At 49.6% G+C, this 16,344-nt stretch carries 17 protein-coding genes; 10 read left to right on the top strand and 7 right to left on the bottom strand.

The features are described 5' to 3' along the window. Nucleotides 1-12: 12 nt before the first annotated feature. From ACO0K2_RS18665 to ACO0K2_RS18705, 9 genes are all read left to right on the top strand, one after another. The gene (locus ACO0K2_RS18665; RefSeq protein WP_423021572.1) at nt 13-630 is read left to right on the top strand and encodes a Maf family protein; all 618 of its coding nucleotides are present in this window, start codon (nt 13-15) and stop codon (nt 628-630) included. 12 nt (nt 631-642) lie between these two features. Beyond that, complete coding sequence (gene rng, locus ACO0K2_RS18670; protein WP_423021573.1) at nt 643-2,109, top strand: ribonuclease G; 1,467 nt, start codon at nt 643-645, stop codon at nt 2,107-2,109. A gap of 212 nt (nt 2,110-2,321) precedes the next feature. Then, a complete protein-coding gene (locus ACO0K2_RS18675) occupies nt 2,322-2,753 on the top strand; it encodes a DUF2946 domain-containing protein (protein WP_423021574.1) in 432 nt (143 codons plus the stop codon). Nucleotides 2,754-3,044: 291 nt separating this feature from the next. Next, the gene (locus ACO0K2_RS18680) at nt 3,045-3,653 is read left to right on the top strand and encodes an SCO family protein (RefSeq protein WP_423021575.1); all 609 of its coding nucleotides are present in this window, start codon (nt 3,045-3,047) and stop codon (nt 3,651-3,653) included. A 20-nt stretch (nt 3,654-3,673) separates the two neighbouring features. Further along, a complete protein-coding gene (locus ACO0K2_RS18685; protein WP_423021576.1) occupies nt 3,674-4,147 on the top strand; it encodes a copper chaperone PCu(A)C in 474 nt (157 codons plus the stop codon). Nucleotides 4,148-4,189: 42 nt separating this feature from the next. Then, entirely contained in the window at nt 4,190-4,735 is a 546-nt protein-coding gene (locus ACO0K2_RS18690; RefSeq protein WP_423021577.1) for a YcnI family protein, read from the top strand. A 63-nt stretch (nt 4,736-4,798) separates the two neighbouring features. Continuing rightward, nucleotides 4,799-5,800, top strand: a complete 1,002-nt coding sequence (locus ACO0K2_RS18695; protein ID WP_423021578.1) for a TonB-dependent receptor — start codon at nt 4,799-4,801, stop codon at nt 5,798-5,800. 50 nt (nt 5,801-5,850) lie between these two features. Further along, the gene (locus ACO0K2_RS18700; protein ID WP_423021579.1) at nt 5,851-6,276 is read left to right on the top strand and encodes a DUF2946 domain-containing protein; all 426 of its coding nucleotides are present in this window, start codon (nt 5,851-5,853) and stop codon (nt 6,274-6,276) included. 104 nt (nt 6,277-6,380) lie between these two features. After that, nucleotides 6,381-8,771 carry a TonB-dependent receptor gene (locus ACO0K2_RS18705; RefSeq protein WP_423021580.1) on the top strand — a complete coding sequence of 797 codons (2,391 nt, stop codon included), beginning with the start codon at nt 6,381-6,383 and terminating at the stop codon, nt 8,769-8,771. Between the two features lie 65 nt (nt 8,772-8,836). Here the strand turns inward: ACO0K2_RS18705 and ACO0K2_RS18710 are convergent, their stop codons facing one another. The 4 genes from ACO0K2_RS18710 to ACO0K2_RS18725 form a co-directional block, all read right to left on the bottom strand. Further along, the gene (locus ACO0K2_RS18710) at nt 8,837-9,448 is read right to left on the bottom strand and encodes a Crp/Fnr family transcriptional regulator (RefSeq protein WP_423021581.1); all 612 of its coding nucleotides are present in this window, start codon (nt 9,446-9,448) and stop codon (nt 8,837-8,839) included. Nucleotides 9,449-9,698: 250 nt separating this feature from the next. After that, the gene (locus ACO0K2_RS18715) at nt 9,699-10,079 is read right to left on the bottom strand and encodes a DUF2946 domain-containing protein (protein ID WP_423021582.1); all 381 of its coding nucleotides are present in this window, start codon (nt 10,077-10,079) and stop codon (nt 9,699-9,701) included. Nucleotides 10,080-10,393: 314 nt separating this feature from the next. Next, nucleotides 10,394-11,017: a histidine phosphatase family protein gene (locus ACO0K2_RS18720; protein ID WP_423021583.1), complete on the bottom strand. Its 624-nt coding sequence runs from the start codon at nt 11,015-11,017 to the stop codon at nt 10,394-10,396. 69 nt (nt 11,018-11,086) lie between these two features. Then, entirely contained in the window at nt 11,087-11,401 is a 315-nt protein-coding gene (locus ACO0K2_RS18725) for a c-type cytochrome (RefSeq protein ID WP_423021584.1), read from the bottom strand. Between the two features lie 252 nt (nt 11,402-11,653). On the opposite strand from ACO0K2_RS18725, the gene ACO0K2_RS18730 reads away from it, so the two are divergent. After that, nucleotides 11,654-12,688: an acyltransferase family protein gene (locus tag ACO0K2_RS18730; protein ID WP_423021585.1), complete on the top strand. Its 1,035-nt coding sequence runs from the start codon at nt 11,654-11,656 to the stop codon at nt 12,686-12,688. A 17-nt stretch (nt 12,689-12,705) separates the two neighbouring features. Here ACO0K2_RS18730 and ACO0K2_RS18735 read toward each other — a convergent pair whose 3' ends face one another. From ACO0K2_RS18735 to fabI, 3 genes are all read right to left on the bottom strand, one after another. Then, nucleotides 12,706-13,935 carry an acetate/propionate family kinase gene (locus ACO0K2_RS18735; protein ID WP_423021586.1) on the bottom strand — a complete coding sequence of 410 codons (1,230 nt, stop codon included), beginning with the start codon at nt 13,933-13,935 and terminating at the stop codon, nt 12,706-12,708. Next, the gene (locus tag ACO0K2_RS18740; protein WP_423021587.1) at nt 13,932-15,356 is read right to left on the bottom strand and encodes a bifunctional enoyl-CoA hydratase/phosphate acetyltransferase; all 1,425 of its coding nucleotides are present in this window, start codon (nt 15,354-15,356) and stop codon (nt 13,932-13,934) included. The genes ACO0K2_RS18735 and ACO0K2_RS18740 overlap by 4 nt, the downstream gene beginning before the upstream one ends. Before the next feature lie 79 nt (nt 15,357-15,435). After that, complete coding sequence (gene fabI, locus ACO0K2_RS18745; RefSeq protein ID WP_423021588.1) at nt 15,436-16,215, bottom strand: enoyl-ACP reductase FabI; 780 nt, start codon at nt 16,213-16,215, stop codon at nt 15,436-15,438. Nucleotides 16,216-16,344: the final 129 nt, after the last annotated feature.

A 16,344-nucleotide genomic window follows, 5' to 3' on the forward strand; every position in this document is an offset into this window, starting at 1 on the left:
TTTCTGACGAGTATGCTGAACGAAAATAAAATCTATCTTGCATCGAAAAGTCCTCGTCGCCGTGAGCTATTGCACCAAGTAGGCATCGAATTCGATCTGCTACTGCTACGCGATGCGCCACCACGAGGTCCCGACGTGACCGAATTGGTTCTGCCAGGCGAACTCCCCTACGACTACGTCAGCAGAGTAACGCAAGAAAAGGCAACGATGGCATGGAAAGTCATGCACATGCGAAAACTACTGCCGAGACCGATTCTCGCTGCCGATACTACGGTCGTCATTGATCAACAAATCCTCGGCAAACCTGCCAATCAAGAAGAGGCCATGGCGATGCTAAGACTCTTGGCTGGTCGTACGCACCATGTTCTGACAAGTATCGCGATTGCGCATGCGCAGGGACTCGAAGCAATAACACACACGTCGGAAGTCAGTTTTGCACCACTGACCGAAGCGCAAATGCTGGCGTATTGTCAGACTAACGAGCCTTATGACAAAGCCGGTGGTTATGGTGTTCAGGGTGTTGCTGCACGTTTTATTTCTAACATCAATGGCAGTTATTCTGGCATCATGGGATTACCGTTATTTGAGACTTGCAACCTGTTACGTCAGGCTGGAATTTTTATCCCTTAACCTCTGAATTTCATGAGCGAAAACCTCCTCATCAACATTACACCGCAAGAAACCCGCGTTGCCCTGATTTTTCAAGGCGCGGTGCAAGAACTGCACATTGAGCGGACTTTATCCCGTGGGTTGGTCGGCAATATCTATCTCGGAAAAGTCGTTCGCGTCCTTCCAGGTATGCAGTCCGCATTCATCGATATTGGCCTTGAACGCGCTGCGTTTTTACACATCGCCGACATCTGGGATGCCCGTGCCCCTGAAGGAAGCGGGACCACAGCACCGACACCCATCGAAAAGCTCCTCTATGATGGTCAAGCGGTGACAGTCCAAGTCATCAAAGATCCGATCGGCACCAAGGGTGCCCGCTTGTCGACGCAGATTTCGATTGCGGGACGTATGCTGGTGTATTTGCCACAAGATTCGCACATTGGCATTTCTCAAAAAATTGAAAACGAACAAGAGCGCGAGGCCTTGCGCAATAAGGTGCAGAGCCTGCAACAACCCGATGAAAAAGGCGGTTTTATCGTTCGTACGATGGCAGAGGATGCCTCTGATGAAGATTTAAAGGCAGACGTTGACTACCTTCGCCGGACATGGTCGACGATTACGCAATTAGCTAAAACGCAGCCACCGACGACACTTCTCTATCAAGATCTGAATCTGGCACAACGCGTACTCCGTGATTTTGTGAACGAGGAGACCGATAGTATTCAGGTCGATTCAAGGGAAAATTTCCTGATGTTGCAGGAATTCGCCACTCGATATATGCCTTCGGTGATTCCAAAACTGCAGCACTATACGGGAGAGCGACCGCTCTTTGATTTGTATGGCGTGGAAGAAGAGATCGAACGTGCATTGGGACGTCGGGTGGATCTGAAGTCGGGTGGTTATCTAATCATTGACCAAACCGAAGCAATGACGACCATCGACGTCAACACCGGTAGTTTTGTGGCGGGTCGCAACTTTGACGATACCGTTTTCAAAACCAACCTGGAAGCCGCACACGCGATCGCTCGCCAACTTCGCTTACGTAATTTAGGCGGCATCATCATTCTCGATTTGATTGATATGGAGAATGAAGAACATCAAACCGCCGTGTTAGCCGAATTAAACAAAGCACTATCGCGCGACCGAACCAAGCTTTCCGTCTCCGGCTTCTCAGCACTCGGTTTGGTGGAAGTCACCCGCAAACGCACTCGCGAATCGCTTGCGCATATCCTCTGCGAAACCTGCCCCGCCTGCTCAGGCAAAGGTCAAGTGAAAACCGCAAGGACAATCTGCTATGAAATTTTGCGTGAACTGTTACGAGAAGCAAAACAGTTCAATCCACGTGAATTCCGTATCATGGCATCCCAAATCGTTGTCGACATGTTTCTGGAAGAGGAGTCCCAGCACTTGACCATGCTAGGCGACTTCATTGGTAAGCCGATTTCATTGCAAGTTGAAAACATGTTCCATCAGGAGCAGTACGACATTATTCTAATGTAACGGATCTATCCTTTCCCCTAGCGCGACGGACAGGTGAAAGAAGGCAATGGGATGCAGATGATCTGCATCCGTTGCAGCGCTTATGTAATTTCAAACAAGTAGTGACTTACCACTCCGCACAACGGTGAATAAAGCGATATTCACTCTCAGCAACTTCATCAAAATTGATACAGATCCAAGTCTTTGTCGTCAGTCTTCGCTATAATGACGCCATGAGAAATTTTCTACACGTCCGTCCATGGCAAATCTGGATCGCATGCTTTGCGATACTGATCAATGCCCTTGCGCCGTCCGTTTCTCATGCGCTGACGATGATGGATGCCACCTCTGGCACCCGAGGCGCACTCGGTTTTGCTGAAATTTGCTCAACACAAGTGGTGAAATCTGATGTGGGTGACTCGTCGTCTTTGGCGAAGCAGCAAATAACGCCAGACCAAGACGCCTCCAATTCTGCTTTGCATCATTTGAAACATTGTCAATGTTGCGTCAATCAAGCAGGCAATCCGGTTCTTCCGTTGCCAGATCTGCAGGCGCTGACCATCATCAGTGGGCATGACGCCTATCCTTCGCTGTTTTACCACGCCCCTTCTACCCTGTTCTCTTGGGCAAGTGCCCATGCACGTGCACCCCCAGTTGCCGTCTAATTCGCCCCCCAATTGTCAGTTCGGGTAGGCAAAATCACGCTATCACGCAATCGCCGTTACTTACGCCCGTGTTTGTTGAATTACTTGCTGCAGATGCCATGCTTGGCCATCGTCGCAATACCGGTCATCACCGTTGAACTAAGAAGTCAATCGGCGATATAACTGGAAAATGCTTCGCACCACTGTGAGTTTGAAGAGTATTCATCGCGTGTTTTGCCCCCTGGCCTCCCTGACTAGCCAACGACGCTCCTGCAATAATTAACAGGAAACCACGTGCAACAACAGACAACAATGAATCATCAAAGACGCACTATGCTCGCGACGCTCAGCCTGCTTGGCATCAGTTGTATACCGCTGAGCGCATGCAAGCGCCCCCTCGCAAACTTTAACGGTATTGACATCACCGGCGCCGATTATGGATCGGATTTTCATTTGACAGGACATGATGGCAAGCCATACACGCTGAGTCAGTTCAAAGGGAAATATGTCATGCTGTTTTTTGGCTATACCCAATGTCCCGATATTTGCCCAACAGCATTGACCCGCGCATTGGCGATTCGCCAGCAATTAGGCGCCGACGCTGATCGCTTACAAATCTTGTTTGTGACGGTCGATCCTGAGCGCGATACCCCTGCTTTACTGGCCGAATATATGCATGCCTTTGACCCCAGTTTTCTGGGACTCTACGGCACGCTAGAGCAAACTGCCGAGGTTGCACATTCGTTCCGAATTTTTTATAAAAAAGTACCTAATCCAGGCGGTGATAGCACAGCTTATAGCATGGACCATACGGCAATCACCTACGTTTATGATGCGAAAAACACCTTACGACTGGCATTTAAGCATGAACAGACCGCAGAACAGTGCGTCGCCGATTTACACACATTAATGCAATCTTAATTTCACCAAGGATCTTTACCATGAACCACTTTAAACACCTTCTTTTGACTGGCTTGATGGCTTTCTCCAGTGTTGCAGCACAAGCCGAGGTCAAAGTTACTGATGCATGGGTACGCGCTACCGTTCCCCAACAAAAAGCGACGGGCGCCTTTATGCAATTGACGTCAACACAAGATACCCACTTAGTAGAAATTCGCTCTAGCGCAGCATCGATGACGCAGCTTCACAAAATGGAAATGGTCGATAACGTCATGAGAATGCGTGAGGCGGAAGGATTGGATTTAGCAGCCAACAAAGCCGTAGAACTAAAACCCGGCGGCTATCACATTATGCTCATGGGACTCAACGCTCAAGCAAAAGTGGGAGATGTGATTCCCTTAACGCTGGTTTTTGAAAATAAAGATAAAAAGCGTGAAACGATCACAGTCAACGCCGTCGTCAAGCCACTGACACAAATGGGTGCTCCTGCTGCTATGTCAGAGCATCAACATTAATCAGATAAATTGATTGTCAACCATTCACCCACGGACTTGATCATGAAAACACGTTCACTGCTGTCTCGCTTGGCATTCGTCGCCACCGGCCTCGTGTATGCGCAGATCGCCTCTGCACATATTACGCTCGACCAGCCATCCGCCACTGCTGGATCCTATCAAAAACTGACCTTCAAAGTCGGCCACGGTTGCGAAGGAAGCGCGACGAATGTAATTAAAATCAGTATTCCTGAAAGTGTGGCGGGTGCCAAGCCAATGCCGAAAGCGGGATGGACACTGGCAACAAAAGTCGAGCCTTTAAAAACACCTTACACCTCGCATGGCAAAACAATCACGAGCGATGTCCGAGAAATCACTTGGACTGGTGGTCCATTACCAGATGCCTACTACGATGAATTTTCGATTCATGTAAAACTGCCAGGTACCCCAGGAAAACTCTACTTTAACGTCGTGCAGCAATGTGAAAAAGGGAATCTTGCATGGATCGAGATACCACAAGAAGGCAAGGACAAAGCAAGCCTCAGATATCCAGCACCTAGCATGGACATCACCCCTGCTGCTGACCATGACCACATACATCAACACTGAACGATAACTCTGTTGTCGATGAACATACCCATTTAACACTCATCACGCTGAACGAGAACGACCATGAACATGAAAAAATCAAGTCTTATAGCCACCACAATTGCCCTGTTATTTCCCGCTTTTGCCCACGCATGTGCAAGTTGCGGTTGCACGCTCAGTTCTGACTGGGATGGACTCAGTACTGCGGGTGAAGCCGGATTTAAGCTCGATGTCCGTTATGACTATTTAAACCAAAATCAGTTACGTTCGGGCACCAGCACCATCAGCCCTGCCGCTGCAAGTCAGATTCAAACAAGCACTGGTGCGCAAGAAGTCGAAAAATTCACAAAAAATAATTACCTGACAGCGAGCCTCGACTACAACAGTGGTCGGAACTGGGGCGTAAATGTCGTTGTACCTTATATCCGTCGCGACCACAGTACCCTAGGAACTGCTTCCGATGGCAGCACAGCAGGATCTGATGGCGGCCAATATGACTCCTCCACCTCGAGCATTGGTGATGTAAAGATCGTTGGACGGTACTCAGGCTTTGCTGAAGAGCACAAATGGGGCATCTTATTCGGTACAAAATTGCCGACCGGCAGCCATACTCTGACGGGTACATCGACCGATGCAACAAACCCCGGCACGGCATCGATTGACCGTGGCTTGCAGCCAGGAACAGGTACGACCGATCTCATCTTGGGTGTTTTTTATGCTGACGCGGTGAATGAGGACTGGTCTTACTTTGCCCAATCTATTGTACAAACAGCGCTGACTACCAGCGACGATTACAAACCAGGGACCGGCATCAATATCAATGGTGGCTTACGTTATAACGGTTTCAACAACGTCAAACCGATGTTGCAATTGAATGCCAAATACGTCAAGCACGATACTGGCGCTAATGCAGACACGAATAGCACCGGCGGCACGCTGATTTACTTCAGCCCAGGTCTCGTAGGAAACGTGACCGACCGCGTATCGCTGTATAGCTTTGTACAGGTACCCGTCTATCAAAATGTACGAGGTGTGCAGCTTGCGCCGCGTTACACCGCTTCAGTCGGCGTGAAGGTGTCGTTTTAATCTCACGAACCTTAAACGATATCGCCTGATTCTTCCAACGATCCTCTGTCATGCGCCACGCAGCCTTTTTTCGACATCTGATCACCAGCGTCGCTATGTTAGCGATGCTGATGCTACAGCTTGCGCCTGCGATTTCAGATGTGATTTTTGCGGGAAGCAATTCGTATACGGAAGCCATCTGTAGCACAACGAACGTCAATCCTATTACCGATCGTCTTATTAATCGTGTAATCAAACGTCGTGCTACACGAGAAAATCAGGCGGGTCCCGATTTTCCTCGTCAAGCGCCGCTGCATGCAGCGCATTGCCCTTTCTGTTTAACCCACGCCGGATCGTTCGCTCTTCCGGCAACAGCCACCCTATCGGTTCCGGTTGTCAATCTTCATTTCCATTATCCGTCAATCATTGACCGGTCATCACTGCGCCAACTTGCTTGGTTGTCTGCTCAACCTCGCGCGCCACCAGTCCCTCTTTAAGTCACTCTCCGTTTTTCCTCGCTTGCTAATGACCATTGCCTTTCGTACTTGGCGAGCAGGCCTACGCTTACGCTTACGCTATTTTTATTTGCTTTACACTGAATATGAAAAAAATCACCTTCACACACACAACCAAGCAGGGTCACCCACGTCGCATGTCAACAAGCTTACGCCCCATCGCTAGCGCAGTACTGGCCTGTCTCGCAGGCGGTACGATGGCACAGGGTCTTGATAGTGCAGAAGCAGCAGATACGCACACCGTCATTGTCACTGGCGCAGGCCAAACAAGCAGCGTCATGAATTCTCCTGCAACCATCGAAACGGTCACCGCCAAAGAATTGAGCGATACCACGAATGTGATGAACGTGGAGGATGCGCTCAAGTACTTCCCAAGTATTCTGGTTCGCAAACGCTACAATGGCGACACCAATGAGCCAGTGACATCAAGAACAACCGGCGTCAATGCAAGTGCGCGTACTTTGATTTTTGCTGATGGTGTATTGCTGTCCACATTAGTCAATAACAATAACGGTAATGGCTCTCCACAATGGTTCATGGTATCCCCAGAGGAAATCGATAGTATCGATGTGATGTATGGTCCCTTCTCAGCCGCTTACGCAGGTAACTCGTATGGTGCCGTTGTGCAAATTAACACACGTATGCCAAAACAATTCGAAGCAACGGCAAAGTTAAATCTCTCAACACAAAGCTTCGACTTATACAACACGAGTAAGAGTTTTAAATCTGGTGAGCTCAATGCGACGATCGGCAATCGCCAAGGGGCATTCTCCTGGTTTCTCAGTGCCAATCATCAAGATAGTTTCAGCCAGCCGATTACTTTTGGTACAGTGACGCAATCGACGAAAGCAGCGACGGCCGCTCTCCCCGTCATCAACGGTGCAACATCTGATTACAACCGAACTGGTGGCGCTCTTCAAGTCATTAGTGCTGGCAATCTGAACCATACCGTTCAGGATACTGCGAAGGTAAAACTGGCCTACGACTTCAGCCCACAAACGCACCTAAGTTACGCGCTTGGCTTCTGGCAAAATTCAGCCAACTCGCAGGCGTCAACTTATCTCAATAGTGCTAACGGAGCACCCTACTACGGTGCGGCGAGTGGTAACGTTAATATTGGTGGCTACAGCTACAGTGCATCCACCATCGCGGGACAATTCTCCAGTAACAATACCCAACAAGAACACTGGATGCAAAGTCTTGAGCTCGATAGCAAAAATAACGGCGCATGGGATTGGAATGCTGTCGTCAGTAATGTTCGCTATGCGACGGATCTGACCCGCTCTTCAACGGGCCTCTACCCAACAGTAATGACATCCGGTGCTGGTCGTATTGCCGATGCCAGTGGCACGGGCTGGACAACAGTTGATGCCAGAGCAACCTATCGTCCTGATGGCAATCAAACATCGCACGTCATTACCTTCGGCATCCATGGCGATCAATTTAAATTGGTAAGCCCCACCTACAACACGACCGATTGGCTCAATGGCGATAAGGGTACGTTATATACAAACTCCCTCGGAAAAACGCAAACAAGTGCGATTTGGTTGCAGGATGAATGGCGCATTAATCCATCGCTCTTAGCGACAGTCGGCGGACGTTATGAGCAATGGAAAGCACTCGACGGTTATAACTATGCAATTGCGAGTTCGGGTACAGGATTCCCAGTCAATCAACCGACAGTGACGCATCATGGTTTCTCACCAAAAGCGACGCTCGCTTGGAAGGCCAATGACCTGTGGCAAATTTCAAGCTCCGTTGGTCGTGCGTTACGCTTCCCAACCGTTGGCGAACTGTACCAAAACGTACAGACTGGCACCACCTACACTCAAGCAAACCCGTACCTGAAACCGGAAGATGTAACCTCTGCGGAATTTGCATTTGAGCGAAAAACGAGAGAAAGTCGCGTCCGCGTATCTTTATTTGGCGAGCTGGTGTCGGATGCATTGATTTCTCAAACATCCACGATAACGGGTTACGCGACACCTGTTTCCTTCACCCAAAATATCGATAAAACGCGCCAACGCGGTATCGAAATCGTGACTGAAAAAGACAATGCGTTTATCCAAGGCTTACAGTTAACAGGTAGCCTCACGTTTGTCGACGCCGTTATTTTAGCCAACAGCTCATACGTACCAACGATTGCTGGCGCAACATCGGTTGGCAAGCATACACCGTACGTCCCTGACTGGCGCGCAACCTTGGTGGCGACTTACCGTCCTGATGCCAAATGGGCATACACATTGGCAGGACGTTACAGCGGCCGCCAGTTTGCTACCGTCGATAACACGGATACCAACCCAGGCACTTATCAAGGCTTCCAGAGCTTCTTCGTTGCGGACGCAAGGGTGAACTATCACTACAACCGTCAATGGACGATCGCTGCGGGCATTGATAATCTCAATAACGAGAAATACTACCTCTTCCATCCATTTCCACAGCGTACCGCATATGCTGAGGTGAAATATACCTACTAATCGCCTCGGATAGTAAAAAGGGAGACCAACTTTGGTCTCCCTTTTTTATGATGCCGACGTCAGCTTTATGCCGATAGTTGCAAGACATGCTCACGGTTTTCAAGATGGCGGCGCTTCATTTTTTCAGGGTCACCATCAACGAGCAAACGTGCTTCTTTGAGACTATTCAATACGCGACAAACAGTTTCGCGTGTTGAGTGAATAATATCAGCGATATTACCGAGACTAGGTAAAACACACGCGCTCGCCTTTTCAGACTCTGTCTCTGCTTCTGAGACAGACTCATCCACTAACATCCGGAGTAAGCGTTTGACTCGCTCATCAACGGGGCCTGAGCGTAAGCTAATCGCCTCGCGGCAACGCTGATAATTCGTGGCAACCGTGGACATCAGGAGTTTCGTCAACTGCTTATCGTCCAAATAAAACACAGGTGCAAGACTCACTTCGGTGATGGCGCGGACAGTGATGCTATCCTTCACACCGACCACATGTTCCATCCCAATAATATCGCCGGGTAATGCTAAGCGTACAAAGCTCACCGGTTCATCACCGACTTGGCTATCAATCCGCATCGCGCCTTTTTCGATACGCCAAAGTACTTGTAAATCCAATTCGGCCATTGCCTGCCGTGCAGACAAGTGGCGGTGTTGCATCGTCGTAGAATTCTTTTTCATCATTTCCTCACTGCTGTTGATGTGCGATCCCCCGATTGGGAATACGGGTAGCGTTTTACCGCATGGACAACACAGATGCATTCTCTTCAGAAGATCGGGGTCGAACATCGATCAACAAAACGCATGTCGCTTGATCAATCTGCCCGTCTTCGTCAAAAGTCATTCATGAGAATAAAAACGTACACAACATGGAACGCATTTTTATCCTGATCAATATCTTCAAGGTGCTGATTTGACGCTTCAGCACATCAAATCAGGCTTGTGGCGGGGCACGAACAGCAGGGACAAGCCAAATGGCCGGCCGTAGCGCGTGTTGAGAGAGGAAAAAAGGAAGAGGAAAATAGGCTAGCGGAATTGCAAAGACCAGCCCAGCAAACGGTGGCAATGCGAAGGATGCCGCACTAGTGAGGCAATAATCACAAAACTTACTATGGAAGGAAATAGGCGGTTTGGCTGTTTTCTTTTGACCGCCCGCATTGTCAGTGGCAAGGTCGGCGGACACCCATTTCGTGCCCAGAACAGTACAAACCTCTAGTAACTCACTGCGCTGATTGTTGAGGCTCAACGCTGTCGTTGCCAACGATTGTGAAATCAATGGCATCAGGCTACTTAAGAGCACACTCAGGATGGCCACAATGGCGATCCTGCTAGCCTGTTCACGACGTTGACAAGAGGAAATATTTAACACGATCAGAGAGAATAACGCTGCATTGATAGAACATCAGTACCCTTTGGATACCGACAACAAACTTAAGTCAAATGCAATCATTTCACGATAAAGATAAACCATACCAGAAAATCGATCAACGATCACATAGCAGCGCCGCTAATTTGAAAAATAGCGATGGACAATTGACATGCATCAATCGACCACGAAGACATCGTCCTGTGACGACGCTTGTCAGGGCAAGACAACATTGGGAAACGGTCAGGAGCGATCAGCAACGATTAGTCTGGTCTTGGATAAAGGGTATGTGAAAGCATTTTCCCTTGGGCATCGACGTGCACTAGAATCATTTCACCTGCAGCCGTATCTTCACCGGTATAGGCCTCAATATTGACTTGATGGGTGACCAGAATAAGCGCTTTCGAACCTTTGTTTTTTAATGCCTGCGCAATAAAAGTAGCCAACTCACCTTTCGCAAGACCCGATGTATTTTTTTCTTCAAAGGTCGATGCCAAACTATTTTCTGGCGTAACGGGTCCCAAGCGTAAGAGCGTTGCAGTATCAATTGTTCGACACCAAGGACTAGCAAACAAGGTGGCATCGCGGATACCTTGTTGCCTGAGCCAATCGCCGATGCGGACGGCTTGCGCAATCCCCTCCTCGCTGAGATTTCGTTGCGTTGCGCAGTCTCCCAAAGTGAATGTGGGTGGATCACCAACGCCTGGGGCGCGAGTATGCCGCATCATCAACACATAGTCAGGTGTAGCTAGTAGACGCGCTAGATCACTAGTCTCCGCAAAAACTTCTGGGGAAAGAACGCACAGCACCAATGCGCCCATGATCCACGCGCGAACAGTGACGTGCGCGAGAGTACGTTGAATAAAGTGCAAAAGAAAATGACCCATCGTCTCTCATCCTTAACTATGCTTGATGACCTATTCGTTTTTTAGGCTCGATTCCATCGCAGGATGCCGTTATTTCACACGGCCAATCATGTACTCAACGGCCGCTTTAATCTCGGCATCACTGCAACTGCTACAGGAACCGCGTGCTGGCATAAGCTTGTAGCCATGTAAGGCATGTTCAATCAAGGTATCCGGCGTTTGCTTGATGCGGGAGGCCCACGCTGCTTTATCGGTCACCTTGGGAGCACCGCTAATCCCAGTGATGTGACATTCGGCGCACATCAAGGTGAATACCGTGGCACCCGATCGGACAGGCGCTGGCGCGGCAAGCGCGATGCTTCCACTCATCAAGACCGTCATTCCCAGGACAAATTTCTTTAACATCGCAGACCTATAGAGAAGGTAGTGAACTTATGTATGACGCGCAATGTAGCACGAAAACGGCGAATCAGCTGGCAGCGACTTCGCCCCTGAAATCATCGCTCTTACCCCATAAGACCTGAGGAAAAAAAGGCTTGCAATTGTTAAAACAGGTCAAAAAAGCAAGAAAAGTAATCAACACGTCCCCCATCCCAAAGCACGCGGCTTACAATAGCGAACGTTTCTGAGACGCCGACTTTTATTTCATTATTCAACATGCAAAACCGTGACCACTGGGTAGACTACGCGAAAGGCCTTGGCATTTTACTTGTCGTGATCGGTCATGTCAGTCGCGGTGCATTTCACGGTGGCGTACCGATGGACGCCGATGTGTTTAAGCTTGTCGATAGTGTTATCTACAGCTTTCATATGCCTTTATTTTTTTTCTTATCGGGCATTTTCTTTATTCCGTCGCTCAACAAATACGGTCGCCGGCGTCTGATCCTCGATAAGCTGGATACTGTTTTTTATCCCTACGTGATTTGGTCTTTGATACAAGGGGTGATTGAAGTATTTCTGTCACGCTACACAACGGCAAAAACAAGCATGGTCGACGTCTTATCGCTTCTATGGCAACCCCGCGCTCAGTTTTGGTTCTTGTATGTACTGTTGTTGATTTTTATTGTGATGGCACTGTGCTATCGCGAAAGACGAGGCATTGTTTCCTGGATTCTTCCAGTAGCATTGGTTGGCGCATGGGCGCTCCGTTTTCATGTCGCCATGCCTTTTCCCATCGATTTTTTAGCGACCTACCTGATTTACTTTTATATCGGCACCACCACACCACGTTGGCTCTCGCGGATACAACAACATGCAGGTCTGGCAAGTATCCTCAGCGCGCTGATATTTAGCACCTTGGCCTGGGTCTATCACATCAAGCTGGGACACGTATTCAGCGACCCCTCTTTGCTCGCCCTTCCATTAGCGGTGTCCGGTATCGGTCTTGTTTGTAGTCTGAGTGTGATGCTTTCCAAACGAGCACATCAAACAACAACATGGATCAAACGCATAGGGATCTACTCGATGCCAATCTATCTGATGCACATTCTGGCCGGCAGTGGCGTACGGATTGTATTAAGTAAATTCATGCATATCGATGATGCGACGGTACATATCGTGCTCGGTACCGTCATTGGCATCGCGTTGCCGCTGGTGGTGGTCAGAATGACGACAACACCACCAACGAACAAGCTGCGCTATCTTTTCCAGCCACCGGGTTGGCTATCATTTAAAGCGCGTAGTGGAAACTAATAACGAGCGTGTGACGGCTAAGGTCTCGTCGCGGTGAGCAAAACAGCCGTATCCATCGCTGCAATTCGTCCCTCATCTGTTGGAATCACCCATATTTCTTGTACGCTATCGTCGGCATGGATCGCCGCAATTGCATCACCACGTGCGAGTTGGTTTTTTTGTGGATTGATCTTTAAACCCAGATACGCCAATCCAGCAATCACGTCCGCACGAAGCTGCGCATCGTGTTCTCCGATTCCTCCGGTAAAGGCGACGACATCCACACCATTGAGACACGCTGCCAGTGCACCACATTCTCTCGTTACGCGATAGGTAAAGAGATCAATCGCCTCTTTGGCTTCTGGAGCCTGACTTTGTCTTAGCGTGCGCATATCGGCTGAAATGCCTGAGACACCAAGAAGACCTGATTCTTTATATAAGGTCTTTTCAATCTTCTTCGCATCCCAGCCCGCTTGCAACAGGTGCAGAATGATCCCTGGGTCAAGTGCGCCACATCGGGTCCCCATCATTAAGCCATCCAAGGCAGAAAACCCCATCGTGGTAGCGACACTCTCACCACGATGCATCGCACAGGCGCTAGCACCGTTTCCCAAATGCGCCATGATGACGCGCTGCTGAGCGCGCTGGGATTGCTGTGCAAGTCTCCCTGCTACATAACGGTAAGATAATCCATGAAACCCATAACGTCTGATTCCACTCGCCACTAACGCGCGCGGTAAGGCAACGCTACGTTCATTGCGCGGCAAATTAGCGTGAAACCCGGTATCAAAGCAGGCGATTTGCGGCAGGTCTGGGTAGGCCTTCTGGAACGCGACCACGCCTTCTAGGTTGTGGGGTTGATGCAATGGTGCCAGTGGGTTGAGGGTCTGCAGATAATCGATGACGTCACTCGTGATCACGATGGATTGCGCATAGCGATCTCCGCCATGAACAATCCGATGAGCCACCGCCACCACTGTTGTTGCCGCACTGTGCCGCTCCAATAATAACCGCAGATGATTAAGTGCTAAAGCAAACCGGTCGGTATCATCAATGTTGTCAGTGCTATCACTGTTATCACTGACGAGCGGGAATACCTGCTTTACCCCTTGACTCTCCATCGAAATTGCCGGCGCACCACCTGGCTCCAATCCCTCGACAATCCCAGACACATTTGCCGCATCCACCAAGGCATGGTGAACAGGATAAAGGGCAAATTTGATCGAAGAGGAACCGGCATTCACCGCTAAGATGGCATGGTCTTTCATGGTGCATTCTTCCTATATTCATGTGCCAGCAGTTTTACGAGTGCGGCTGATGCAACACGAGAACTTGGCCCATCCGCACGACTTGTCAATGCGATAGGCACCTTGGCGCCAAGAACGATGCCGCATGTCGCAGAACCAGCCAGATATTCGAATTGTTTCGCTAACATATTACCCGACTCTAAATCCGGTACCATGAGAATATCCACGTCGCCCGCGACGGGAGAGTCGATACCTTTAATACGTGCAGCCTCGGCAGAAATCGCATTATCAAATGCCAACGGTCCGTCAACGATAGCGCCTTTGATTTGTTGACGCTGCACCATTTTGCACAGAGCGGCAGCATCAATGGTCGATATCATTTTTGAGTTCACGGTCTCCACAGCAGCCAACAATGCGACCTTAGGCATCGGGATCTGGAGCGCATGCGCCAGATGAATCACGTTTTGCAAAATGTCTGCTTTTTCCATGAGTGTCGGTGCGATATTGAGGGCTGCATCAGTCAGCAATAACACTTTATGGTACATTGGCACATCGAGGTGGAACACGTGAGACAAACGGTATTTTGTTTTTAATCCCGCGCAATGCACCACCGCAGACATCAATTCGTCGGTGTGCAGGCTGCCCTTCATTAATGCCTCTACCTGCCCAGCCGCCGCCAGCTCGACGGCTTTGTCTGCCGCAGCGTGACTATGCGGCACATCGACGATCTCAACTCCCGTCAAATCCAAACCTGCCGCCGCAGCAACTGCTAGCAGTTTATCTTTTGGCGCGACCAATACCGGAATGATTAATCCCTGCTTTGCAGCGTCTAATGCGCCTTGCAAGGAATCTGCATCACAAGGATGAACAACCGCACAGCGGACCGCTTCGACGTCACGTACACTATCGACCAAAGCCTTTTGACGCGCCCCCAAATCAAATAAAGCCATCGTCGGAAGACTCGCCCGAGGGCGACTAACGCGTTCCGTCGGCGCAATCACCAGCGCGTTGCCGTACACGACCTTCGTTCCATGTTGGTTGACAATTTCACAGTCGAGCGTCACCCGCTTCTTTTCATCGTCTTTTGCGATGACCGTGGCCGAAATGGTAAGCGTGTCACCAATCCGTACAGGGCGCGCGAAGTGCAGATTCTGCTCTAGATAAATCGTACCGGGACCGGGTAAGCGTGTACCCAAAATAGTAGAAATCAGCGCACCACCCCACATGCCATGGGCGATGACACCATGGAACAACGTGTGTTCTGCGTATTCCGGATCTAGATGGGCTGGGTTGACATCCCCCGAGATCGAGGCAAACGCTTGGATATCCGCCTGCGTGAGCGTCCGAGTTTGCGTGGCCGTTTGACCGATAGTGATGTCGTCGTAGACCACATTGGAAATCATCGTCTGGTCTTGATTTACTGGGTAGATTGGATCGTTCATGATGTATGCTCCTTGATGCTGATGCGTCAGAGTAAATAGCAATGATTGACAACGTGATGGGTGATATCAAACGCCATGTTTAATTGACGATGTGATACCCACCATCCACATACAGCGTTTGCCCAGTCATGCCTGATGAAGCATTACTGATTAAAAATGCTGCTAATTGCCCGACTTCTTCGAGCGTCACCAGACGCTTCAATGGAGAGCGCTGAATGGCTTTTTCCATCAACGCATCAAACTCAAGCAATCCCGACGCTGCGCGGGTGGGAACAGGTCCTGGTGAAATCGCATGCACCCGAATGCCCTTCTCACCCAATTCTGTCGCCAAATAGCGCACGAGAGACTCTAATGCGGCCTTGACGGGCCCCATCACGCCATAGTGTGCTACCGCTTCGTCGGCCCCTAAGTAGGTCATCGTAATGAGGCTCGCCTCTGGACTTAAATGTGGCTCACATAACTTAGCAACTTGCGCAAAAGAATGGCAAGACACATTCATCGAACGTAAAAAGCCAGCGCTCGAACTATCGACCACCCGTCCGTGCAAATCATCCAGCGGAGCCCATGCAATTGAGTGGATAACAAAGTCTAATTGTCCAAAATGGGCAACAGCCTGCGCGACGAGAGCGGCAAGTGCGCCCTCTTCTTCTACATTACAAATGGCGAGCGGTACCTGCAGTTGATCCGCCAAGGGTTTGACATAAGGCTCCGCTTTTTGATTGACGCAGGAAACCATTAACTCTGCCCCCATGCCATGAAGCACCTTTGCACAACCATAGGCAATACTGTGTTCATTTGCCAACCCGATAATCAAACCGCGCTTGCCAGCCAATGAAAATGCAGAATGTTGTTCTGACATATTGCTATCCCTTCAGATAAGTAATGTTGTAGCTTCATGTACGTACGGATGACGTTGAAGCTGCCGAGACTGCTTGCACCATTTAAGACTCAACAACAATAACCAAACGCTAACAATGTCTCGTGACCG

Origin of the sequence: Undibacterium sp. MH2W, assembly GCF_049340215.1 — a bacterium.
Lineage (GTDB): Bacteria > Pseudomonadota > Gammaproteobacteria > Burkholderiales > Burkholderiaceae_D > Undibacterium.